Raw genomic sequence first — 23,096 nt, forward strand, 5'->3', positions numbered from 1 at the left:
CTGTTTTTACAGCACCCTTTTCGCTACACTCCAAGTATCTCCGCCACAGCTTTACCTATCCCGCCTGCCGGTGTTTTTTGATTGTGCAGCACAGGCTTTTGCTCCAAGTTTTTTAAGCCCTGCGGAACTGGCCAGCCTGTATATTCCCACAGCATGTTCAAAAGAATAAACTCGCTTTTTCCTTCCGTTTTGTCAGCTCCCAGCACCGCTTTGGCCACGCTGGCGTTAAACTTGAAGGGACTGGCAGTGGAAACAACAACGGTTTTGGTGGTATCGCCGGTTTGTTCTCTGTACCTCCGGTATACATTAAAGGCCACCGCTGTGTGGGTATCAACCAAATAGTTGTACTCCTCCCACACTGCTTTAATCGTTCTCATTGTATCTTCATCAGAAGCGTAATGTGACCAAAAATGAGACTGCACCTTCACCTTGGTTTCCTCGTCCACCGCATACCTACCCTTTCCCTGCAGTTCATTCATCCATCCCCTTATTCTCCCGTCATCGCAGCCGGTCAGATCAAACAGCAGGCGCTCCAGGTTGCTGGAGATCAAAATATCCATGGATGGAGATATGGTTTTCACCAGCACCCTGTTGCGGTCATATACTCCGGTGTTGATAAAATCAGTAAGTACATTGTTCGGATTGGCAGCACATATTAAACGGTTTACCGGCAGTCCCATCTGCTTGGCATAATAGCCGGCTAAAATATTACCAAAGTTACCGGTGGGAACAACAAAGTTTACCCTTTCACCGATGTTAAGCCGGTTTTCACTAACTAGCTTTAAATAGGCCGCAAAATAATAGATTATTTGAGGCACCAAACGCCCCCAGTTAATGGAGTTGGCCGAAGATAACCGGTAATGCCTTTCTTTTAACCGCTGATTAAAATCAGCATCTCCAAATACCTGCTTCACCCCACTTTGGGCATCGTCAAAATTGCCCTGTACAGCCACAACATTAACGTTGGCACCCTCTTGGGTTATCATCTGCAGGCGCTGCACCCGGCTGACACCATCTTCCGGGAAAAATACAATTATTTTGGTTCCGTTTACATTTTTAAATCCTTCCAAAGCAGCTTTACCGGTATCGCCGGAGGTGGCCACCAAGATGACAATTTCATCTTTCTCCCCGGTTTTACCGGCTGCCAAGGGCATAAGCCGGGGCAGCAGCTGCAAAGCCATATCTTTAAAGGCACAGGTGGGACCGTGCCACAGTTCCAATACATGCAGCTGCTCGTTTATGGTATGAACCGGCGCTATATCCGGGTGATCAAACCTTTCTTCACTGTAGGCACCGGTTACACAGGCCTGCACCTCATCTTCCGTATAATCCGTGAGGTATTTGGTTAAAATCTCCCGGGCCAGCTGCCGGTAATCGGAACCCACCAGCTGCCGAAGTTTTTCCTCCGTTATGGGGACCAAGTTCTCCGGCACAAACAATCCCCCATCCGGTGCAATACCCTGCTTAATGGCCTGGGCAGATTGTACACGCCCAGTCTGCCCCCTGGTGCTTATATACTGCATAAATGCTTCCTCCATATCTATAAAGATTTTGCTGCTGAAACCAGCTGCCCAAAACTATTGCCGTTGATACTGATACCTGGTACCATTAATTTCATAAACATAATTAATATTACACGCTTTATTTAACATATGAGCCACCGAGCAGTATTTCTCCACCGAAAGGCCAATGGCCCGCTCCACTTTGTCCCGGGGTATGTCCTCCCCGCTGAACTTAAAAAATACGTTAATATCGGTAAAAATCTTGGGATGCTGTTCAGCCCGCCGGCCGTCAACTTCAATATTGAACCGCTCCACTTTAACCTTCATTTTACTTAATATTGTAACTATATCTATACTGCTGCACCCGGCCAAAGACATCAATACCAGTGTTAGAGGGCTGGGAGCAGTATTTTCTCCACCGGCCTGCACCGGGGCATCCATGGTAATGGAATGCCCAGCCTCATCGGTGGCAGTAAATTTCAAATTACCTTCCCATTCTACATTAACCTTAGGCATTATCATTCACCTCTATTTTTATTTTAATTTATCTATTTATTATACATGGCCTGGAATTTATATACAAGTTAGTTTCCATCCCGGACATCAGCATATACGGTATTGATTTAGTACAGGTGAAATTGTAGAATTGTGGGAAGAATTAATGTATCCGGGGTGAGCCGCTGTGTCTTTATTCAACGGCAAGTATCTCAGTGATGAAGAAATATGGGCCAGAGCCAGCAGAATAGTGGAAGAATATAACCGAACCAGCGAACTTTTAGCCGATCCCGGTATCTGCACCGATCCGGAGAAAATGCCGCAGCTGGCCAAAAGGCTGCACCAGCTCAATCCTTATTATATGCTCATTAACAAATTAAAAAGTTATTTACACGACCTGGAAGAACTGAAAAAAATGCTTGCCGGTGAAAACATGGAAGACGAGCAGAATGAAGATGTGCTTCTTTATCAAGAGTATGCCAGCCTGTGCAGCAGTACAGCCGGCGAACTTTACCGGCTGCTGCTGGAAAACGGTTATCTTGACGAGGAATTTGAAGATGAAACCGATTTGGAAATATTAAAATTTATTGATTACGCCGGCCCGGAATATGCCTGGCGGTTGGGAATTAACATTGGTATTGATGTGGAAGAATCCCGGCAGCGGCTGGAAAAGCTGCTGCAAAAGGGCCTGCTGGAAAAAGTGCAGGGAACCATGCTTGAAGGTTACCACCGGGAAAAAGACTGGGTTAAACACATGAACCACACTTACTACAGGATATCCCGCCAGGGCAGGCATTACTTAAGAAAACTCCGCCGGCAGGCGGAGCGGGAACAACAAAAAGATACTTTATGATTTTAGACCGGTGTCCCTTATCAATACCGGGGCAAACTGCACATAGTCCGCACTAACCAGGTGAAAGTTAATACCCCAGGCTGTGTCCGGCAGACGGTACCTCTGGGCCCGGGAGTGCAGGTGACCGTAAATTACAGTGCTAACATTGTACTTCTCCAGTACATCAATAAAGGATGAACGCTCGTGTTTTTCATTGGTGGGCATGTAGTGCATCATAACAATAATTTCATCCACAGGCTGTTTCACGCTGGATAATGAGTTTTCCAAGCGAATTACTTCCCTCTTGTATATTTTCTCATCATGCTCGCTGAAACCGCCGCCATTGTTGGGACAAACCCACCCCCTGGTGCCGCATATGGCTATGTTGTCTACAATTATATGATCATTTTGAATAACCTGCATATTGGGGGGGATTTTTTTGCGTACTTTAGACAGGCTTTGCCACCAGTAATCGTGATTTCCCTGTACGGCAATAATACGGCCGGGCAAAAAACCTAAAAACTGCATATCATAACCGGCCTCATCCAACCTGGTGGCCCAGGATATGTCACCGGGCATTAAGACTATGTCCTGCCGGCCAACTATGTCACACCAGTTATAGTATATTTTTTTATAGTGCTGTTTCCACTCAGGGGCACAAACATCCATGGGCTTATGTTCAACCACCGATTCCCAGTTGCTGGGATCCACCGGTTTACTAAAGGATAAGTGCACGTCACTTATGGCAAACAATTTCACAGTACAACGCCTCTCCCCAGGATTTTACAACCATAATAAACATAACGCCCCCGGGTTGTCAACCAATCTTCTCCATCTCTCTTTAATATCCCATATATTCGGAACTGAAAATGGGGGCCAGCACATCTTTTTCAATATAAACACATCTACCATCGATAGAAACAACTTTTATAGGCGTATTTTTGATGCCATTAAAACGCTGCCCTTCACTGCCGCAGGTTTGTTTATATTTGTGCATTATTTCGCTTTTAAAATTAGTAATTTCCCTTTTAAATTCCCCTTGATAACTTTCCGGTATCTCTTGTAAATAGGCCAGCACTGTATCATAATAATCGCCGGTTAAATCATTTTCACCTTTATATTCCATCTCAATCCTGGCCCAAACATACCTTTTCAAAACTTCAACATCTTTGTAGTTGGCCACCCGGTCCAGGCATTGTTCAGCCGCATCCCAGTTTTTGCTTTTAATCATCTCAACGGCTTCTAAATATTTTCTTTCCATTTTAATACTGGTGGCATAGTAAATGGCTGCAATAAAGAATACCAAAGCCAGCAGCGTTATAATATGAAACTTAATGTCTTCCGCCAGGTCCGTTCTAAATCTTCTTTTCACCACACTCCCCCCTGTTTTTTATTTATGTGCATTTTACCATTCATCCTTTATTATGTCACCAGTTTTTTACTATTCCGACATTAATAGTAAAAAAATAACCCCACCTATATTTACATAGGGGGGTAAGTTTTAATATACCGCTAACGCCGGTTCGCTGGTATATGGCTTTATTTAGCTTGTCCATCAAACTGGAGCAGGGTCAAGAATGTTTTATATGAATTTTGGAAATCATAAAAATACAGTAATACTATGTCCTGAAATATTTTCAAAAATATCAATTATATGGAATTTACAAAAAATTGCCTAAATGTTGATAAATGTTTTTCCTTGTGTTATTATTTATATGTAAAATTTCATAAATAATTTAGGTGTGTTACTGCTAAGCAGGCGTGAACCTATGTATAAATACAACGTGTAGTTGTATTTATATATACGTTCGCGCCTTTTTTGTTTTCAGACTTCATATTAGGAAGGACGTGGTATTGGGTGAAAAATTAGGTGCTTTGAATAACCGCGTTCGCTATAAAACAGGGTAAAAGAAGGACTCTAACAGAGAATCTTTTTGTTGATGTACTTAAGTTTTTGTATCCAGAAGAGTTCGGTACATTAGAAAGTAAAAAACGGAAAATATATATAAAACACTCTTTTAGAAAGTATTAGGCATAAAAGGGAGGAATTATATAATGGGTAATGTTAATGTTTTTGGAAAACTTCAGAAGCTTGGTAAATCTTTAATGCTGCCTATAGCAGTAATGCCAGTGGTAGCTTTATTTCTTAGATTTGGTGTATTACTAGATATACCTTTCATCACAGCAGCTGGAGATGCTGTATTTAATAATCTGCCAATATTATTTGCCATTGGTGTGGCAATAGGTTTAGCTAAAGATAATAATGGTGCAGCAGGTCTTGCAGGTGTTGTAGGATACTTTACAGCAACAGCAGTTGCACCAGCAATAAACGAAGTTATAGAAGTGAAAAAGATGGGTGTTTTAGCAGGAATGATTGCAGGTGTTGTAGCAGGAATTTTATACAACAAATATCATGATATTAAGCTTCCGGATTTCTTAGGATTTTTTGCTGGAAAACGTTTCGTACCGATTATAACTTCTTTAGTATCCATTTTTATAGGTATTGCATATGGGTTTGTATGGCCGCAGGTTCAAGGAGCTATAGATATGGTAGCTAATTGGACTACCGTTGCAGGATCAGCTGGATATTTTGTATATGGTACAGTAAACAGACTTTTAATTCCAACAGGATTACATCATATATTAAATAGTATCGTTTGGTTTATATTTGGTGAATACAATGGAGCTACAGGAGATTTAGGAAGATTCTTTGCAGGAGATCCAACAGCCGGTGTGTTTATGACTGGTTTCTTCCCTATAATGATGTTCGGTCTTCCGGCAGCAGCTTTAGCTATGTATACCACTGCTAAGAAAGAAAATAAAAAAATAGTAGGAGGAGCTTTATTATCAGTTGCTTTTACAGCATTTTTAACAGGTATTACAGAACCAATTGAATTTATGTTTATGTTTTTAGCACCGGCGTTGTATGTTGTCCATGCAGTTTTAACAGGTATATCCTTAGCAGTTACGAATGCTTTAGGAATTCATCACGGATTTGGTTTCTCAGCAGGAGCAATTGACTATTTATTAAATATGAATTTAGCAACAAAAGGATGGCTATTAATACCTATAGGAATTGTATTTTTTGTTATTTATTATGTTATATTTGTATTCGCAATCAAAAAATTTGACATAAAAACTCCAGGTAGAGAAGATATCGAAGAAAATACCTCAGTAGATTTAAATGAAAAAGATGATATGGATAAATTAGCTATTGAGTATTTAGAAGCTTTAGGCGGAAAAGAAAATATCATTGAATTAGATTCTTGTATAACCAGACTCAGACTTACTTTAAAAGATACTTCCATAGTTAAAGAAGATGAGTTAAGAAATCTAGGGGCATCAGGTGTGTTAAAAATGAATGATAAAAATATGCAGGTGATTGTTGGAACAAAGGTAGATATATTATCCGAAAAAATGAAGAAGCTTATATAAGCTTCTTCATTTTATAAATTTATTTATAAGATTTATAGCTATACTTCAATTTATGAATGATTTATTAGGAGATATTATTATGAAGGCAATTATTAACGGAAAAATTATATTAGAAAATTGTGTATTAAAAGACTATGTGCTTTTATACGATAATGAAATAATTGACCTAATAAAAAAAGATGAATTTAAAATGTTTAATGATGTTGAAGAAGTTATAGATGCTAAAAATAATTTTGTATCTCCTGGGTTTATTGATTTGCATATTCATGGTTCAGGAGGCTCTGATACCATGGATGCTACCCTCGATGCATTAAACAACATTTCTAAATCTATAGTAAAGAATGGCGTGACATCATTTTTACCTACTACAATGACCATGCCCAAAAAAGATATAGTTAGAGCATTTGAAAGCATAAAAGATGCTATGAAAAGAAACTTAGAAGGAGCTAAAATCCAAGGAGTTCACATGGAAGGGCCGTTTATAAGTAAAAAAAATAAAGGTGCTCAAAATGAAAAATATATAATAAAGCCTGATTATGAATTTATAAAATCTTATTTAGATATTCTAAAAATAATAACATTAGCACCAGAAGAAGATGAAAACTTAGAATTTATAAAAAAAATGAAAAGACATAAAAATATAAGACTTTCTATAGGACATACATCTGCTACATTTGAAGTAGCGTTAGAAGCAATAGATGAAGGAGTATCTTATGTTACTCATACATTCAATGCTATGACAGGGCTTCATCATAGAAATCCAGGTGTTATTGGTGCGGTATTTTCAAGAGATATATATTGCGAACTGATAGCTGATACAATTCATGTTCATAAAGGTTTTTTTCAAGCTTTTATAGATATAAATAAAAAAGATAGGGTTGTATTAGTTACAGATTCTATGAGAGCAGGATGTATGAAGTGCGGAAAATATGAACTAGGAGGACAAAAGGTAATAGTAGATAATAAATCTGCAAGACTTGAGGATGGAACTTTAGCAGGAAGTATACTGAAGCTAAATGAAGCTATAAAAAACATAAGAGATAATACAGACTATAAATTAAACGAAATAGTTAATATGGCAAGTTTAAATCAAGCTAGAGCCATAGGAATAGATAATAAATTGGGAAGTATAAGAAAAGGAAAAATTGCAGATTTAACTATTTTTGATAAAGATATTAATATTATAAAAACAATAGTAAATGGAGAAATTGCATATGAGGTGAAAACCTGGTGAGAATTATTTGCGTAGATAATTATGAACAAATGAGCAAAAAAGCTGCCAATATTGTAGCTAGTCAAATTATTTTAAAGCCTAATAGCGTTTTGGGACTTGCCACAGGTTCAACCCCATTAGGAATGTATAAGCAGCTTATTAAAACATATGAAGCTGGTCATATCGATTTTCAGGAAGTAACAACATTTAACTTAGATGAATACTATGGTCTGAGCAGGGATAATAAGCAAAGCTATTATTACTATATGTATGAAAACTTTTTTAAGCATACAAATATTGACATGAGAAAAGTCAATATACCCAATGGTATGGCAAAGGATATTAATGAAGAATGCTGTGAATATGAAAAAAAGATACGAAAAAGCGGAGGAATAGATTTACAGGTTTTAGGAATAGGCAGAAATGGGCATATAGGATTTAATGAGCCAGATATAAAATTTGAAGCTACAACTCACATGGTTAAGTTAGATGAACAAACTATTAAAGATAACTCTAGATTTTTTAAGTCTATTGATGAAGTTCCAACCAGTGCAATAAGTATGGGAATAAAAACCATAATGCAATCTAGAAAGATAATTCTTTTAGCATCTGGAGAGGAAAAAGCAGATGCTGTTAATGGAGCAGTCAATGGCAAAATAACTCCTGAATTACCTGCATCTGTCTTACAATTACATCCAGATGTTACATTCATAGTTGATAAAGAAGCTGCGTCAAAACTAGATTTAGAAAAAATTAAAAAAGACTATTGCTAGGAGGAAATGGAATGTTTAATTTGTTCGGAAAAAGCAAACCACTAAGTATAAGGGCACCTTTTGAAGGGAAAATAGTAGATATAACTAATGTGAGTGACCAAGCTTTTTCTAGTAAAATGATTGGAGATGGAGTTGCAGTAAAACCAGACAGTAATATAGCTGTTGCTCCTTGTGATGGAACAGTAACTCAGATTTTTCCCACCAATCATGCTTTTGTATTAACCACAAAAGAAGGCTTAGAAATATTAGTTCACATAGGTATAAACACAGTAAAATTAAAGGGTGAAGGCTTTAAAAGGCTTATAGAAGTTGGAAGCGAAGTAAAAAAGGGAGTTGGTATAATTGAAGTTGATTTAGCTTATATAGAAGCTTCTGGAAAGGATACTATAACTCCAATAATTATTACTAATATGGATAAGGTAGAAAGTATGGAAAAGAATTTTAATAATGAGAAAGAAGTATTAAAAATCAAAGTAAAAAAATAAATGTACAGATAAATTTCAGTTATAGGGTTTTCATAGTATAACTTAATTTATACATGTACAAACCTGCCGTTCATCTGGGTATTTGTAGGGTAACGCCGCAGTAATTTGCTGCGGCGTTACCCCTCTCACAGAACCCTACATATTCCCACCTCAGTCATTTCTACTCCAAAATGATGCAAAGTACCAACATGCCCTTTTTAATGGACAGCTGGTTAAGAGTGTATAGTATAAAGGAGCCAGGGAACTTAGGGATTAATGCCGCAAACTTAAGAGGCTGGCGGCGGCAAGTTTCAAGAATTTGGTGATGCCAGCTTTCCCAGACAAGGTAACCGTAAACCGGGAACACATGGACAAAATCCATGTCAAGAGGATACACCAAGTCCTCAAGGTTTTCCGAAGCAATTATCATGCCCGGTGCAGGCGTTCTAAAAGCCAGCGAAGCCAACGGGATGAGCGGGTTTTAATATACCGCTAACGCCGGTTCGCTGGTATAAATTCTGTTTGTACTTACATTCCGAATGTTTTTAACGGCAAATTTATTTTCCTGCTCATTAAACTTTCCAATGGCTTCTATCTTATCTCCTTCTTTGATTTCCGGCAGCTCTTTATTACTTTCTCCCACATATTTAAGAAAAGTGCAGCTAATAATTTCCTGATCATTTTTTTCTATCTCCAGTTCACCGACAATGGAATCCAGGCCGATTTCATTTTTTAGTTCCCAACGGGCTTTCTTCACTGTACCAACCAGTGAACTTTCCCCGGGAACGCGGGATTCCCTAAGAATTCTGCCGATTTTACTGGTGTTAACCATTAATACAGGCAGCAGGATAAGCACCAGGGGGGTTAAACAGAGCACGGTTATTGTAATCCATCCATACCATTTTATTAACTTGTCCTTTCTTTCCCTGGGCGTTTCTATGTCAATTTTAGGCCCAGCAGCCAAATTTAACACCTCCTATTTCACCATTAATACAGTAATGAGATGTTCCTTAGCCACCCTTTCTTTGACTTTACTGGATGTATTGCCCGGGCCCGGTGCTTTTGTACCCAGCACCAGTAAATCATAGTTACCCTCTTTTATTTCTTTTATAATTTCTTCCGCCGGTTTTCCTTCCCTTGTTTTCCAGTTAAAAGTAATCCCCTTTTGGCCGGCTTTTTCTGTAAAACTATCCAATACCTTCTCAGCCTGCTCATTGGCAATTTCACCTATATAATCAACAAAACGTTCTTTAGCGGTAAATGTCAGCAGCGTATCCACTTCTCCGTAATGAACCAGGTTATTTTCTTTCACATTCAGTAATGTAATTTTACTTTCGGTTTTCTCTGCCAGTAAAAGGACCTGCTCCATCACTTTTTCAATGTTAATTTCTTCCCCGTGCATTGCCAGCAGTATGTTTTTATACATTTCACCAACTCCCATTGTAAACCGATTATGTGAATGGTACTTATAATCAAATAAGCAGGAAAAGCATAAAGCTTTACCTGCTTATTTATACTCTATTTTTAGGCAATTATCTTGGCTAAGAACACCAGGGCCAGTCCTAGAACGATAACTGCATAATCCTGTTTACGGGTTTTTTTATCTTTGGCATCAGCCATTTAGAACACCTCCGTTATAACTCCCCTGAAAAATGTTATCCTGCTAAGCCCGGCTTCTCATCCTCTGATGGTGCCGTTTGCGGCATAAAGGGCTACTCTAAAATTGGTCCTAAGAACAGCTTGATAACAGCCAGGGCAAATACAGCTTTAATCAGTGCCACGATGAAACCGAGAATGATACCGTCTTTACCGGCCGCCTTCATGTCTGAAAACTTGGTTGTTAAGCCAATGCTGGCAAAGCCAAGGGTAAAGGCATATTCCATAAACAGCTTACCCTGCTTAATTTCTTCTTTGGTAAAGAATCCAGCGGTGTTCATAGCCATTACAGCCATAAAAGCCAGTACGAACACCGGGAACTTATCCATAATGAATTTGGTCTTGTCAATTTCTTTAGCCTCTTTGGATTCGCGCCCCAGTACCTGCATGACAACGTACAGTACTACAAAGGGCAGCAGGATAACCCTACCCATGTTGAAAATACCGGCCATCAGACCTGCATCTTCACCGTAAGCGAAACCAGCGGCCAACACCTGTGCGGAGTTAACAATTGACACCCCAACCCAGGCACCAAATTCGTTTTGGGTTAAGCCGATAGCTTTACCGATGGGTGGCAGAATAAACAGCATTAATAAACCAAAAATCAAAATTGAAGCAATGGTGTAAGCCATTTCTTGACCTTTGGCCCGGATGGATGGACCGGTGGCAACGGTGGCGGAAACACCACAGATGGCAAAACCGGCAGATAAGCAGCCGCCCAAAGTATCAGTTAATTGGAATCTGCTCTTCAATAAGAACATCAGCCATACTGTACCGAAAAGGGTCACCGTAATAAAGGCCATACTCATTGCACCAACGTCCACCAGGCTGGCCCAGGTGTATTTAAGACCCATAACTACAATACCGGTTTTAGTAAATATCGTGGAAAATTTTAAACCGGGTTCAAATACACTGGGAACACCCACTGTGTTGCGAATAATCATACCAAAAATAATTGCAGCAAATACATAGTTTAAACTAAGGGTACTGCGCAATTCCTTGTAGTTGTGCTTGAACCAGCTATCCCATTGTACAGCTGCATAGGCTAAAATAGTTACCAAGATCAAACCGGGAATTGCTTTAATAATCTTTTCTGACAAACTGGCTTCCTGTGCTGTTTGTGCTTGTGACAAGAACCACACCTCCAAATGATTAATTATTTAATAGGTTAACCGGTTTATAAATTTGGGGTTAATTTAAAGCAATCTAATATATCACCACCTTAAGAGAATTTATGTTTATGTTATTTATTTGTCAGCATCATTACTTGTTTTTTGTCAGCAATATTACTTAATTAACTGTTGGCAGCCTGTGCATGAGAGTATATTCACTTATTTGCTTGTGAATATAATAATTATTGCCACCATACCCAGTCAATGTATTAAAAGCAACATGATTTTTTTGAACAATCATTTGAATTTAATGCACCACCGGGGTGACACATTTGTGTCACCCCGGTGGATCTTTTGTATCATTTATGTTTATTGTCTACATTTACTAGGTTAGATTAATTAGTTTTTCTAAAGGATTAACAAAAAATAATGTCGAAGTATATATTAACCTGTGCTATAGGTGGTCAAAAATGACTTCTATTAAAATTAATACCAAAATTCAAATCATCTTATTAGTTATAATTGTAACTTCCTCCATATTATTGTTGCAGCAATCCCTTAATACCTCTGACAGAACTAATAAAATAAACATGTACTCCAAACAGTTAAATATCAACAATAAGATATCTGCAGATATTAATCACCTTACTGCCAGCGGTCAAAAGTATATTTTATACTCCGACAAACAATATTTAGACGCCTTTAGGTATTACAGCAAAAAAACCATTGAAGACGAGCACGAGCTTTACAACATTGCCAATCCCATCAATAAGCAAACCATTGCAGATATTATCGAACTAACCAAGGCTTATATTTCATTTGTGGAAAATGAAGTCTTCCCCACCATCCGCTCCGGAACAGGAATTGACACCGGTAATTACAAATATCTTTTGCTAAGGCATAATGAGTTGGATCAAGAATTGCAGCAAAAAGCAGCCGCGGTGACTGCAGCAAATATGGAGGACGCCAATAATTATTTTCAAGTTACCGTTACAGGCATTAATAAAAAGGTAACTTTATTGGTTATATTTCTGTTATCTGCCCTGGTCCTGCTCCTCTGGGGAATATATACCACACTGACTTCGCTATCAGTTCAATATTTATACTTTGATAAGCTGTCTGAACGTATCAACAGTGCAGTGATACTGGTGGACAACAAGGGATACTTTAAACAATTAAACAAAACTGCCGGGGAGCTGTTAGGTATATCGCCAGATAAAATACTGGAAAACAGTATCAGCGATGTGCCGGTCCTTTTCCCCCAACTGCAGGGTATAACCGAACCCCTGTATGCAGTAATCATGGAAAAAAAGGAATTACTTAATTATAATCTCACTTACTCTTATGCCGACCAAAAGCTGGATTTAACGGTAGATTATATTCCAATTATTATTTTTAAAAAAATAACCGGTGTTATGATCATTGCATCGCTGGTGGAAGAAGATAAAAATAAAAATATCTTATTAGATACTTTAGAAGCAGAAAGAAAAAGAATCTCCATTGAGATACATGATTGGATAGCCAGGTATTTGTCAACTATAATTCACTCGATAGATTATATTTTGCGGTTGAAAGGAGAAAAAAAGGAGCAATTAGAGGATAATCTGCTCGCCTTGCGCAGCCACTGTCAAAACGCTGCCATCGAAATGAGAAGTTTTATGAATAATATTCACCCCTATTTGATTGATAAGGTTGGTTTGGTATCTGCCCTGGAATCATACATTAATATTTTTGAAAAACTCAATAACATTAAGGTTTACGTTTTTTATCAAAGCAGGTCGCTAAATATTCCCAGTAAAAACGAGATTATAATTTACAGAATAATCCAAGAGGCTTTAAGCAACATAGCTAAACATTCAAAGGCCACCGAAGTGGACATACATTTTACAATTTTACACAACAGGTTAACAATAGAGGTAAAAGATAACGGGGGTAATACCGGGGAATATGTCAGCGGAAAAGGCATGTGGGGTATGAAGGAACGGGCTAAATTGGTGGGCGGGGATATTAAATTTGAAAATACCAGCTCCGGTTTTTGTGTTACACTAACTGTTCCTATTACACAGGGAGGACAACAAAATGGAGAAAATCAAAGTAATGCTGATTGAAGACCACAACGTATTTCGCGAAGGCTTGAAAAAACTGATCGATCTGGAGGAAAATATGGCGGTGGTAGCTGAAGCAAACACCTACCAGCAGGCACTGCAAAACATCAATGATAATGTGGATGTTACACTATTAGACATCAACCTGCCCGACGGCGATGGCTTAGATTTATGCACCAAATTCAAGAAACAGTATCCTCATATTAAACACGTGGCTTTAACCACCTACGATGATGCCATATTTATTAAAAAGGCCATGGAATGCGGTGTAGATGGTTTCGTTCCTAAACACGCCTTCTTTGATGAAATAAAAGCGGCCATTCTCATGACCTATAAAGGCCGTTCTTATCTTTACCCGGGTTTAAGCACCGATACAATTATTCACCTTTCTGAACCGGGATTAACCGAATCTGAGCTGAATATACTGCAGCTGCTGGCCAGTGGAAAAAATCAAAAGGAAATCGCCGGTCAACTTTATATCAGCCTTTCCACTTTTCGCCGTAGAGTAAAATCCATCTTTAAGAAATTAAAAGTGGGCACCATTGAAGAAGCACTTACAGTGGCCATCAAAAAAGGATTAATTCATTAAAAAACAATCTATAACCGGAGTGAAGCTGGTATGAAACGGACCACAGAATCAAAAAACATACTTTCATTGTATGTAATAGTATTTGCACTAGGGATCATTATCGTTTTCGGTATCATGGAATTTCGTTTTTTAAAAAACATTTTAACCAGTTATGAAAATAGTATTAAGCAAATTGCTATTAATAAAACCAACTCTTTTTTAAATGATCTTAAGTCCATATCAAGAAATGCTGCCAGGATGATAGAGTTACAGCATATAAATATTGATGAAGCGGTTAACGTTGTGCAAACTTACGACAGGCGCATTACAAATGTTTATTTGGTAGAGGACAACGGCACCATCCATAGTTCTGTACATGATAACATTAACAAGACATACATTTCCAAATTGGCTCAAAAAGCAGCCTCAAAAAAAACCGAACCCCAAATTATCATATCTGAAGTAAAAAACGACCGGTTTTCTAAATTTAATGTTATCAGTATGGCCGTTCCCCTGCATGAAAATGGCGGAGTACTGATTATAGATTTTAGTATTGATCAATATCAAAGAGAAGTAATAGAGGAATTTACCAATACCAATTATAAATTAGCTGTTTTTGACAGTGAAAACAACCCCATAATTTGGCCCTTTGATCAGGATCAATTGACCGGCTTTAACTGGGAACAATCTAAGTTTTATGTTCAAAATGAATTATACCAAGTTATAAAAAGTAAAGTTGGTCAACCCCCGTGGCAGCTGTATTTATTTCAAAAAGAAAATAATTTTGAAAAGTACAGAGCAGTAACGATTATATTTTTGGTATTTGCTCTTTATTATTGTTTATATCAATTGCTGGTAGAATTTTGGGGCGTCAACAGTGCTAAAACCTATTTCGACAACATTGACTTCGCTATTTTAAATCAAGTAAATGAAGGGGTAATTATAACCAACAACGCGGGGGTAATTGTTTTTGCCAATAAAGCAGCTCACAACATTTTTACCGAAAGGAAAAGCAATTTGGTAAATGTAAAATTAAAAGAGGTGATGGGGTATATTGAAGATTTTCGCAGTGAAGGTGATAACTCCAAAACACTGACTCTTAAAACGTCAGACAAGCTGCTGCAGGCCATTCATTCCCCCATCATTAAAAAGGGTAAAAAATTAGGTTCATTAACGGTAATTAGAGCCAACACCGATGAACAAAAAGCCCTTAGAAATGTACTTGACAAACTGGTGGAAATTATCCCCGAGGGCATAATATATGTGGATAAAAATAATGAAATTATTACCGCTAACTTAATGGCCAAGTGCTACCTGGGTGCTTTGGACAGAGGTAAAAGTATTTCCGTGATTGATTCTTCACTGGCAGAATTTATTTGTAAAAACATCGATTCCAGAACAATTAACAGAATTAAATTAACTGCCCATGATGTTTGGTGCGATGTTGCTCCGGTATATGACGACGACGGAGTATACACCGGTACCCTGCTGGTGCTGTTAAACAATGATACCAAAGTGTAACGGGAGTTTCTGCATATGCTTATTAAAATTTTGCTGGTAGTAGATGGTTCCTCTTCCCCAACCAAGATAATATCATTTCTGGACAAGCTAAAGGGAAAACATTTAAACTTAACTGCGGTATACGTAATCAACAACCGATGGCAAAATATCCTGGGAGATGAATGGATAAGCAGTAAACGTACTCGCGGTAATTTTTTCCGGTACATGGAAAAAAAACAGCAGCAAGAGGCCGGGCAAATTTTAGATAAAATTATAAAAAAAGCCCAAGCAATGAATCTGCCCATCAGCACGCTGTTTAAAACCGGTCAACCGCAGCAGGCGGTACTGTCAGCTTATACTTCCTTGGGCCCCTTTGACATTGTGGTGCTGCCCAGCACAATGAAAAACACGGCCCGGGTATTGACATGCCCTGTTTTCACCGGCCCGCTCTAATAATTTTAATGCAGCACCAAAACTAAAATTAATATCACCAGGGCCAGTGACAGGGCCACATAATCTTCCATTCTCTCGGTGGCAAAAAGGGTCATCAAATGGTGTTCGTTATTCCTTTCCTTTTTACTGCTGCGCCACCACCATTTGGGCATAAAACCACCTCACAATGTTATGGTTGTTCGCTAATAAGCAGCATAACGACAACTAATGCCCCAACAGCTTTAAACACCGCCGCCGCCGTACCCACGGCCAGCGGTTTACCTCCTGCCCTGCGCAGTTCACTAAATGATATCTGCATACCCAAACCGGCAAGACCGATGGCAAAAAACCAGCTGTATAATTTACGAATAAATATTAACTCCGGGGAAGGCGGCGATGTCTGCCCCAGCAGCCCAAAGGAAGTTAAAAAAACCATCACCAGAAAGCCGATTACAAATACGGGAAATCTGCTCCATAAGCTGGTATTGATATTAATATCATCCCCTTCCAGCGGTGCGGAACGGGTGGTAAACACAGCCAGGATCAGCACTACAAAGGGAAGAAATATCACCCGGATAATATTATAGATTTGCCCTGTTTTTAAACTTACAGAGGCATGATGCGCCGTTTCCGGGTCAAAGGTCAAGCAGGCCGCTAAAATCTGACCGGAGTTAAGAATGCCGGTACCGGCCCAGACTCCGAACTGGTGAGGGCTCAACCCAACCAGGGTGCCAACCAGGGGAAAAATAAACAGACAGGCCACCCCAAAGGAAAGAATTGTGGCTATGGAGTATACAACGTCGGTAGTTTTTGCTCTAACAGCAGGAGCAGCGGCAATTATAGCCGAAACCCCGCAGATTGCCGTACCGGCAGACAGCACTGCCGCCGATGCCGGATCCATATCTGCTTTTTTGGCCAACCACAGGGTAAATGATAGGGTGAGAATTACAAATACTGACACAATTATAATGCCGGTGCCGCCCAACCTGGCCACATCCACTACGCTATACATTGAGCCCAAGAGAATAACTCCCAGTTTGATAAACAGACTTGATGTTTTTATGCCGGTAACAGCCCAAGCGGGAATAGTAAAAATGTTTCTTATCAGCATACCGATAATTATTGATAACAGGATATAATTTAGGTGCAGTATATCAATGAGAAATTTTTGGGAATGCTCATTTGATGCAAAGTAGGCTTCTATTCCCGGCCATTGTGGAAAACCGAAATCACTTGCCCCCCTGGTAAAAACAGCAATGGCCAGCATCAGCAATATTCCCGGTATAGTTTTTATTACCAGCAGGGCTTTATTAGACGGCATAATTTATCTCCTTCCCTACCTTGTCATAACATCAATATTTTACTATAAATACATCCCAAGGATTCTAATCTATGATAAACTTAGTTAAATAAACTGTCAACTTTTAGCTATAAGCCTTATTATATTCCCGCACCTGACCGTACAGGTAATAAAAACACCCCCGGCTTGAAGTGAGCCCTGTCTGCTTGACAGGGCTCACTTCAGCCTCGGGGAGGTTTTTTTAAATACTATTGTGCGCGTACCGTTCCGGCCGGAGAAGTAAACCTTCCCACTTCACCTGGCCTAAGGGCAAAATCTCCATACGCTTCCATGCCATGTTCACCCAAGTCCAGCCCTTCTATTTCTTCAGCTTTGGGTACCCTTAAACCAACCAGGGCATCTATGAGCTTAAAAGCTATCAAAGCCAGCATCACAGTCCAAACAAATACTGCAGCGACACCGATAAGCTGGGTGGCCAATAGAGACATTCCCCCACCGTAAAACAAGCCGCCTTCTTGGGCAAATAATCCCACCGCCAGTGTACCAAAAACACCGCAGGTACCGTGAACGGATATGGCCCCCACCGGGTCGTCAATTTTCAATACCTGGTCAAAGAACTCCACCGAAACAGGCAGTAAGATACCGGCTATAAAACCGCTAATCATCGCTCCTATGGGAGTAACTGCTGCGGCACCGGCAGTTATTGCCACCAAACCACCCAGCGCCCCGTTTAATATCAACGCTAAATCAGGCTTGCCATGTCTAAGCAAAGTAAACATCGATGTGGCAACGGCACCGGCGGCAGCAGCCAGTGCAGTGGTGGCAGCCACCCAGGCCACATCTGCAGTGGTACCGGACAGTGTACTGCCCGGGTTAAAGCCAAACCAGCCAAACCAAAGCAGCAGTGTCCCCAGCGTGCCCAGGGGGATATTGTGCCCGGGAATCACTCGTACCTTACCATCCTTACTATATTTGCCAATACGCGCCCCCACCAGGTATGCCCCCACCAGTGCTGACCATGCACCAACACCGTGTACCACCGTGGAACCGGCAAAATCCACAAAGCCTCTAGCAGCCAACCAACCGTCACCATTCCATACCCAATGCACCACAGTGGGATAAATAAAAGCTGTTATCACCACGGTAAATAAAATGTATGCTGTAATTTTAGTCCGTTCGGCCATGGCTCCGGAAACAATGGTAGCAGCGGTGGCACAAAAAACTGCTTGAAAAAACCAGAAGGCATGAATAGGAATGCCAAAATCCAGCCCATTTACATTATTTAAAAAGAAACCCCTGTGGCCAATAAAACCATTCACATCTCCACCGAAGGCAATGGCAAAGCCTGTGGCAAAGAATAACAGTATACCTAAAGAAATGGTCAGCATATTTTTGGTCAGGATGTTTACAGTATTCTTAGCCCTGGTAAATCCCGCCTCTACCAGCGCAAAACCGGCGTGCATGATAAAAACCAGAAAACCCGCAATTAAAACCCAAATTGTGTCAATGGCCACAGCATTTGATTCCGGCGTGGGTCCACCAGCAGCAAAACCCAAAGCAGGGCAGAGCAATAATGCCACCGGTGCAGCAATTAAACCAAATAATTTAACATTCATGCAAATCCCTCCCATTTTAAATCCAAAAGACCTTTTGGTTTTAACCACCAAAGCGTCTTTGCCAAAGATTTGCACGACGTTGTGCAGCCATTAGGTTGGCCGAACCGGCCGTTCTAACTTCCAGCATCTTTTTTACACTGCAGCTCATCCATAAACGCTCACCTGTACAAAAGGCCGCCTGCTTTTCATCCCTGCCGGTGCCGCATGCAGCATGGGGGTCTCCCCTGAAAAATGTTATCTTACTAATCCCGGCAGCTGCTCACTCAAACGTTTGCTCCTGCAAATGGCTGCCGGGGTTTTCATTACCTGTTGGTGCCATTTATGGTATCAGTGTCTACCCCGAAAATCTAAATTGCTTCATCGCCCTGTTCACCGGTTCTTATCCTGACCGCGTTTTCCACCGGGTAAACAAAAATCTTGCCGTCTCCAATTTCACCGGACCGGGCCACCCGGGCAATGATGTTTACCACTTCCTCTACCCGGTTGTCCGTGGTCACCAATTCCAGTTTTACCTTGGGCAGCAGGTTAATATTAAATTCATTTCCCCGGTAAACACCAACCTTACCCTTTTGCAAACCGCAGCCAGCCACTTCACTTACTGTCATCCCGTGAATCCCATATTCTCCCAAGGATTCCTTTACTTCTTCCAATTTAGCCGGTCTGATTATGGCTTCAATTTTTTTCATAATAACCCTCCCCTCTAGTATTTAAAGGAATGCCGCTGCCCCGGCTGCCGGAAGCAGGCCGGAAAATAAAAAATGCCCCTGACACCTAAAAGAAGGTATCGGGACATCTTCGGCCGGTTAATACACCATTGTATTGGGCTAATTAAGTTATATTAGAATTATATGTTTAAAACTTCAATTTGGCAACGGTAAATGGAATAAAATATTGTATACTTAATGTTTGCTCAGCTCATGGGCAGTAATTACCGCCATAGCAATATCTTCTTTACTTTTTCGTTTTTTCATGCTTATCTGCTGCAGCAATTTATGCGCTTCATTTTCCGAAAGGTTTTTAGTATGCATTAATATGGCTTTGGCCCGTTCTATTACTTTTTTGGACTCCAGGGTCTGTTTTAAATCTTCCAACTGCCGCTCCAGTTTTTTAAAACGCCCGTGGTTGGCCAGGGCCTGTTCCACAGCAGTGTACAGCTGCTGGGGACGAATGGGCTTGATTAAAATGGAAATAAAGTAAGAATCCCTTACCTGCTCCAGCAGATCTCTTCCGGCCCTGGCAGCAACCAGCAGTGACGGCACAACACTTTCTTCTTCCAGAATTTTAGCTACTTCCAGGCCGTCCATTCCCGGCAAATGGGCATCTAATACTACCAAATCGGGTTGGGTGGTGCGGGCTAATTTTAGTACCGTTATACCGTCTGTGGCTTCCCCCACCACATTAAACCCCGACCGGAATATCATTTCTTTGAGCTTTTCCAGCGCGGAAGCATCGCTCTCTGCCGCTACAATACGCCGTCTGCCCATCCTGCCACTCCTCAACTGTTTTTATACACCCGGGGCACCCTGGCTGATACCATACATACCAGTTCATAATTAATGGTGCCCAATTTTTGTGCCAGTTCTTCCACCGGTATGCAGCTGTTATTCTGGCAGCCAAATACCACCACTTCGTCCCCGGTTTTGACATCGTTTATATGCCCCACGTTTATCATACACTGATCCATGCAAATACGGCCCACCACCGGCGCCCGCTGCCCGTGTACCAGCACTTCACTGTTGTTCAGCATTCTGGTGTACCCGTCGGCATAACCCAAAGGCAGGGAAGCTATCACTGTTTCACTTTCCGTACAGTAACGGCAGCCATAGCTGATATGTGTGCCGGGGGGCACTTTTTTTACGTGACTCACCCTGGTTTTCAAAGCCATAGCCGGCCTTAGGCTCACCCTGTTCTTTTGCACATCTTCCGACGGGTACAATCCATACAGCATAATGCCCGGCCGCACCATATCCAGGTGGGTTTCCGGGTGGTCTATCACCGCCGCGCTGTTGGCCGCATGTCGTATTTTAAAACTTATACCCATTTTAGACAAGTGATTTAATAAGTTTATAAATTTTGCAAATTGTTTATTGGTATAAGTCTTATCCGCGTTGTCAGCATCGGCAAAATGAGTATAAATACCTTCTACTTCCAGGTGGGATAATTTTGTAATTTCTTTTATTTCTTTTACAGCCTGGTCCCCTGGTATAAATCCCAATCTGCCCATGCCGGTATCGATTTTAATATGTATTTTTACTTTGCTGCCGCATTTTTCAGCCCTACTGTTTAACTCCCGGGCCATGGCTAAAGTATAAACAGTTTGAGTAAAATTATTGTTAATCACTTGTATATATTGCTCCGGGGGCGTATAACCAAATATCAGTATTGGAGATTTTATTCCCCGGCGGCGTAAAAGCATTGCCTCGTTTAAACGGGCCACAGCCAGGTAATCCGCCCCATTGGCCAGTACCGTCTCCGCCACTTCCACCAACCCGTGGCCGTAAGCATTGGCTTTAACCACGGCCATAATTTTAGTCCCCGGTTTTGTTACCCTGCGTACCTGATGCAGGTTGTGAGCAATGGCTGTTAAATCAATTTCCGCCCAAATGGGATGTGATGTCATCCGCTTTCACCCACTTTTTGTGATTATTAAATAATTCTAAATTATTTATTCAAAATACCGGTATATAAATCCTTCAACTGACCTGAAAAATGTTGCCCTTCTAAAACCCTTGACTCTTGTAACGTTCGCTCCCGCAGGGACTTTCATCCCCTCAGAAAAAAATACAGGGGCACTAAGCCCCTGTAAATAAGAAGTAAATATATGATAATGAGGAGGTACTTTGCTGGTTTAATAATTTTTACAATTCACTCAGTACTTGTTCCAGCGGTGTGTACGGCACGTTGTGAGCTTCGGCCACCGCCTTATAGGTACAGCGGCCGTCTATTACGTTCACGCCTTTGGCCAGGGCCGGGTCTTCCTGTACCGCTTTTAGATAGCCCTTGTTGGCCAGCTTTAACGCGTAAGGTATGGTGACATTAGTTAAAGCAAAGGTGGAGGTGCGAGCCACCGCGCCGGGGATGTTAGCCACTGAATAGTGCATAACACCGTGCTTTTCAAATACCGGATTGCTGTGGGTGGTTACCCGGTCAATGGTCTCAATAGAACCACCTTGGTCAATGGCCACATCAACAATTACCGCGCCTTTCTTCATTGTTTTAACCATCTCTTCGGTTACCAGGTGCGGGCACTTGGCCCCCGGAATTAATACTGCCCCAATCAGCAGGTCAGCCTGTTTAACCGCTTCAGCAATGTTAAATGTATTGGACTTTAATGTTTTCACCCGGCCGCCAAAGATATCATCCAGGTAACGCAGGCGCTCTGCACTAAGGTCAATGATGGTTACCTGGGCCCCCAGTCCGATGGCCATTTTAGCAGCATTTGTTCCCACAACGCCACCGCCGATAATTACCACCTCTGCCGGTGGTACTCCCGGAACGCCGCCCAGCAGTACTCCCATACCGCCTTTGGGCTTTTCCAGGAACTGGGCACCAATTTGTACCGCCATGCGCCCGGCCACTTCACTCATCGGTGTTAAAAGCGGCAGCGCTCCATTGGGCAGCTGGACTGTTTCATAAGCAATGCCCACCACTTTTTTCTCCAGCAGCGCCCTGGTTAACTCCGGTTCCGGAGCCAGGTGCAGGTAAGTGAAGAGGATTTGTCCTTCTTTAAATAACGGGTATTCTTCCGGCAGCGGCTCCTTTACCTTCATAATCATGTCGGCAGCTGCAAAGATTTCTTTAGGAGTATCCAGTATTTTGGCGCCAACGGCAATATAATCTTCATCATTAATGCCGCTGCCCACACCGGCATCTTTTTGAATAAATACCTCGTGACCATGATTAACCATGGCCTGAACTCCCGCCGGGGTAATGGCAACCCGGTTTTCATTATCTTTTATTTCCTTCGGTACACCAATAATCATCATCTTGCCCTCCTTGCAATTTCCAGTTGTAATATTTGTAACACAAGCATTGCAAGTTTTATGCCAAAATTAAAAAATTCCGGGCTGTAAAACCCGGAATTTTTTAATAG

General features: G+C 40.9%; 23 protein-coding genes. 9 read left to right on the forward strand and 14 right to left on the reverse strand.

Translation table 11 applies throughout. The features are described 5' to 3' along the window. Positions 1-23 precede the first annotated feature (23 nt). The gene (gene thrC / locus JOC37_RS06090; RefSeq protein ID WP_204617137.1) at positions 24-1,523 is read right to left on the reverse strand and encodes a threonine synthase; all 1,500 of its coding nucleotides are present in this window, start codon (positions 1,521-1,523) and stop codon (positions 24-26) included. 54 nt (positions 1,524-1,577) lie between these two features. Next, positions 1,578-2,018, reverse strand: coding sequence for an OsmC family protein (locus JOC37_RS06095; protein WP_204617139.1), 441 nt, complete (start codon positions 2,016-2,018; stop codon positions 1,578-1,580). 166 nt (positions 2,019-2,184) lie between these two features. On the opposite strand from JOC37_RS06095, the gene JOC37_RS13580 reads away from it, so the two are divergent. Next, entirely contained in the window at positions 2,185-2,850 is a 666-nt protein-coding gene (locus tag JOC37_RS13580) for a DUF2250 domain-containing protein (protein ID WP_204617140.1), read from the forward strand. Here the strand turns inward: JOC37_RS13580 and JOC37_RS06105 are convergent. Further along, positions 2,845-3,588, reverse strand: a complete 744-nt coding sequence (locus JOC37_RS06105) for a metallophosphoesterase (protein ID WP_204617142.1) — start codon at positions 3,586-3,588, stop codon at positions 2,845-2,847. The genes JOC37_RS13580 and JOC37_RS06105 overlap by 6 nt on opposite strands. Positions 3,589-3,670: 82 nt before the next feature. Further along, positions 3,671-4,201, reverse strand: a complete 531-nt coding sequence (locus JOC37_RS06110; RefSeq protein WP_204617144.1) for a hypothetical protein — start codon at positions 4,199-4,201, stop codon at positions 3,671-3,673. A 683-nt stretch (positions 4,202-4,884) separates the two neighbouring features. Here JOC37_RS06110 and nagE point away from each other — a divergent pair. From nagE to JOC37_RS06130, 4 genes are all read left to right on the forward strand, one after another. Continuing rightward, positions 4,885-6,264 carry an N-acetylglucosamine-specific PTS transporter subunit IIBC gene (nagE, locus tag JOC37_RS06115; RefSeq protein WP_204617145.1) on the forward strand — a complete coding sequence of 460 codons (1,380 nt, stop codon included), beginning with the start codon at positions 4,885-4,887 and terminating at the stop codon, positions 6,262-6,264. A 79-nt stretch (positions 6,265-6,343) separates the two neighbouring features. Beyond that, entirely contained in the window at positions 6,344-7,498 is a 1,155-nt protein-coding gene (nagA, locus tag JOC37_RS06120) for an N-acetylglucosamine-6-phosphate deacetylase (protein ID WP_204617147.1), read from the forward strand. Beyond that, positions 7,495-8,250, forward strand: a complete 756-nt coding sequence (gene nagB / locus JOC37_RS06125; protein ID WP_204617149.1) for a glucosamine-6-phosphate deaminase — start codon at positions 7,495-7,497, stop codon at positions 8,248-8,250. The genes nagA and nagB overlap by 4 nt, the downstream gene beginning before the upstream one ends. Before the next feature lie 11 nt (positions 8,251-8,261). Further along, the gene (locus JOC37_RS06130) at positions 8,262-8,735 is read left to right on the forward strand and encodes a PTS sugar transporter subunit IIA (protein WP_204617150.1); all 474 of its coding nucleotides are present in this window, start codon (positions 8,262-8,264) and stop codon (positions 8,733-8,735) included. Positions 8,736-9,195: 460 nt separating this feature from the next. On the opposite strand, the gene JOC37_RS06135 is transcribed toward JOC37_RS06130, so the two are convergent. From JOC37_RS06135 to JOC37_RS06145, 3 genes are all read right to left on the reverse strand, one after another. Beyond that, on the reverse strand, positions 9,196-9,678 hold the full coding sequence (locus JOC37_RS06135; protein ID WP_204617152.1) for a hypothetical protein: 483 nt from the start codon (positions 9,676-9,678) through the stop codon (positions 9,196-9,198). A 12-nt stretch (positions 9,679-9,690) separates the two neighbouring features. Continuing rightward, positions 9,691-10,140 carry a universal stress protein gene (locus JOC37_RS06140; RefSeq protein ID WP_204617154.1) on the reverse strand — a complete coding sequence of 150 codons (450 nt, stop codon included), beginning with the start codon at positions 10,138-10,140 and terminating at the stop codon, positions 9,691-9,693. A gap of 286 nt (positions 10,141-10,426) precedes the next feature. Continuing rightward, complete coding sequence (locus tag JOC37_RS06145) at positions 10,427-11,503, reverse strand: YeiH family protein (protein WP_204617156.1); 1,077 nt, start codon at positions 11,501-11,503, stop codon at positions 10,427-10,429. Between the two features lie 449 nt (positions 11,504-11,952). Here JOC37_RS06145 and JOC37_RS06150 point away from each other — a divergent pair, with 449 nt between their 5' ends. Genes JOC37_RS06150 through JOC37_RS06165 form a run of 4 tightly spaced genes read left to right on the forward strand, consistent with a single transcriptional unit; the run spans position 11,953 to position 16,108 of the window. Further along, positions 11,953-13,590: a sensor histidine kinase gene (locus tag JOC37_RS06150; RefSeq protein WP_204617158.1), complete on the forward strand. Its 1,638-nt coding sequence runs from the start codon at positions 11,953-11,955 to the stop codon at positions 13,588-13,590. Further along, the gene (locus JOC37_RS06155; RefSeq protein ID WP_204617160.1) at positions 13,562-14,176 is read left to right on the forward strand and encodes a response regulator transcription factor; all 615 of its coding nucleotides are present in this window, start codon (positions 13,562-13,564) and stop codon (positions 14,174-14,176) included. The genes JOC37_RS06150 and JOC37_RS06155 overlap by 29 nt, the downstream gene beginning before the upstream one ends. A 30-nt stretch (positions 14,177-14,206) precedes the next feature. Beyond that, positions 14,207-15,676 carry a PAS domain-containing protein gene (locus JOC37_RS06160; RefSeq protein ID WP_204617161.1) on the forward strand — a complete coding sequence of 490 codons (1,470 nt, stop codon included), beginning with the start codon at positions 14,207-14,209 and terminating at the stop codon, positions 15,674-15,676. Between the two features lie 15 nt (positions 15,677-15,691). Continuing rightward, positions 15,692-16,108, forward strand: coding sequence for a universal stress protein (locus JOC37_RS06165; RefSeq protein ID WP_204617163.1), 417 nt, complete (start codon positions 15,692-15,694; stop codon positions 16,106-16,108). 5 nt (positions 16,109-16,113) lie between these two features. Here the strand turns inward: JOC37_RS06165 and JOC37_RS06170 are convergent, their stop codons facing one another. The 7 genes from JOC37_RS06170 to ald all read right to left on the reverse strand — a co-directional run bounded on the left by JOC37_RS06170 (position 16,114) and on the right by ald (position 22,986). Further along, positions 16,114-16,260 (reverse strand): hypothetical protein, encoded by a 147-nt coding sequence (locus JOC37_RS06170; protein WP_204617165.1) that lies wholly within the window; start codon positions 16,258-16,260, stop codon positions 16,114-16,116. Positions 16,261-16,277: 17 nt separating this feature from the next. After that, positions 16,278-17,408 carry a YeiH family protein gene (locus JOC37_RS06175; protein WP_204617167.1) on the reverse strand — a complete coding sequence of 377 codons (1,131 nt, stop codon included), beginning with the start codon at positions 17,406-17,408 and terminating at the stop codon, positions 16,278-16,280. A gap of 227 nt (positions 17,409-17,635) precedes the next feature. Then, the gene (locus tag JOC37_RS06180) at positions 17,636-19,003 is read right to left on the reverse strand and encodes an ammonium transporter (protein ID WP_204617169.1); all 1,368 of its coding nucleotides are present in this window, start codon (positions 19,001-19,003) and stop codon (positions 17,636-17,638) included. A gap of 347 nt (positions 19,004-19,350) precedes the next feature. Beyond that, positions 19,351-19,689, reverse strand: coding sequence for a P-II family nitrogen regulator (locus tag JOC37_RS06185; protein WP_204617171.1), 339 nt, complete (start codon positions 19,687-19,689; stop codon positions 19,351-19,353). 213 nt (positions 19,690-19,902) lie between these two features. Then, positions 19,903-20,487 carry an ANTAR domain-containing response regulator gene (locus JOC37_RS06190; protein ID WP_204617173.1) on the reverse strand — a complete coding sequence of 195 codons (585 nt, stop codon included), beginning with the start codon at positions 20,485-20,487 and terminating at the stop codon, positions 19,903-19,905. Positions 20,488-20,498: 11 nt separating this feature from the next. Continuing rightward, positions 20,499-21,623, reverse strand: coding sequence for an alanine racemase (alr, locus tag JOC37_RS06195; protein ID WP_204617175.1), 1,125 nt, complete (start codon positions 21,621-21,623; stop codon positions 20,499-20,501). A gap of 238 nt (positions 21,624-21,861) precedes the next feature. Then, positions 21,862-22,986, reverse strand: a complete 1,125-nt coding sequence (ald, locus tag JOC37_RS06200) for an alanine dehydrogenase (protein ID WP_204617176.1) — start codon at positions 22,984-22,986, stop codon at positions 21,862-21,864. Between the last annotated feature and the right edge of the window lie 110 nt (positions 22,987-23,096).

Origin of the sequence: Desulforadius tongensis (assembly GCF_016907915.1) — a bacterium.
GTDB classification, from domain to species: Bacteria; Bacillota; Desulfotomaculia; order Desulfotomaculales; family Desulfohalotomaculaceae; genus Desulforadius; species Desulforadius tongensis.

Bases quoted from the DNA above. Each gene is read 5' to 3' on its own strand.
- JOC37_RS06140 (WP_204617154.1), bottom strand. From the start codon at position 10,140: ATGTATAAAAACATACTGCTGGCAATGCACGGGGAAGAAATTAACATT.
- JOC37_RS06180 (WP_204617169.1), bottom strand. From the start codon at position 19,003: ATGAATGTTAAATTATTTGGTTTAATTGCTGCACCGGTGGCATTATTG.
- ald (WP_204617176.1), bottom strand. From the start codon at position 22,986: ATGATTATTGGTGTACCGAAGGAAATAAAAGATAATGAAAACCGGGTT.
- JOC37_RS06160 (WP_204617161.1), top strand. From the start codon at position 14,207: ATGAAACGGACCACAGAATCAAAAAACATACTTTCATTGTATGTAATA.
- JOC37_RS06130 (WP_204617150.1), top strand. From the start codon at position 8,262: ATGTTTAATTTGTTCGGAAAAAGCAAACCACTAAGTATAAGGGCACCT.
- JOC37_RS06185 (WP_204617171.1), bottom strand. From the start codon at position 19,689: ATGAAAAAAATTGAAGCCATAATCAGACCGGCTAAATTGGAAGAAGTA.
- JOC37_RS06150 (WP_204617158.1), top strand. From the start codon at position 11,953: ATGACTTCTATTAAAATTAATACCAAAATTCAAATCATCTTATTAGTT.
- nagA (WP_204617147.1), top strand. From the start codon at position 6,344: ATGAAGGCAATTATTAACGGAAAAATTATATTAGAAAATTGTGTATTA.
- JOC37_RS06165 (WP_204617163.1), top strand. From the start codon at position 15,692: ATGCTTATTAAAATTTTGCTGGTAGTAGATGGTTCCTCTTCCCCAACC.
- JOC37_RS06155 (WP_204617160.1), top strand. From the start codon at position 13,562: ATGGAGAAAATCAAAGTAATGCTGATTGAAGACCACAACGTATTTCGC.
- nagE (WP_204617145.1), top strand. From the start codon at position 4,885: ATGGGTAATGTTAATGTTTTTGGAAAACTTCAGAAGCTTGGTAAATCT.
- alr (WP_204617175.1), bottom strand. From the start codon at position 21,623: ATGACATCACATCCCATTTGGGCGGAAATTGATTTAACAGCCATTGCT.
- JOC37_RS06175 (WP_204617167.1), bottom strand. From the start codon at position 17,408: ATGCCGTCTAATAAAGCCCTGCTGGTAATAAAAACTATACCGGGAATA.
- thrC (WP_204617137.1), bottom strand. From the start codon at position 1,523: ATGCAGTATATAAGCACCAGGGGGCAGACTGGGCGTGTACAATCTGCC.
- JOC37_RS06095 (WP_204617139.1), bottom strand. From the start codon at position 2,018: ATGCCTAAGGTTAATGTAGAATGGGAAGGTAATTTGAAATTTACTGCC.
- JOC37_RS06170 (WP_204617165.1), bottom strand. From the start codon at position 16,260: ATGCCCAAATGGTGGTGGCGCAGCAGTAAAAAGGAAAGGAATAACGAA.
- JOC37_RS06190 (WP_204617173.1), bottom strand. From the start codon at position 20,487: ATGGGCAGACGGCGTATTGTAGCGGCAGAGAGCGATGCTTCCGCGCTG.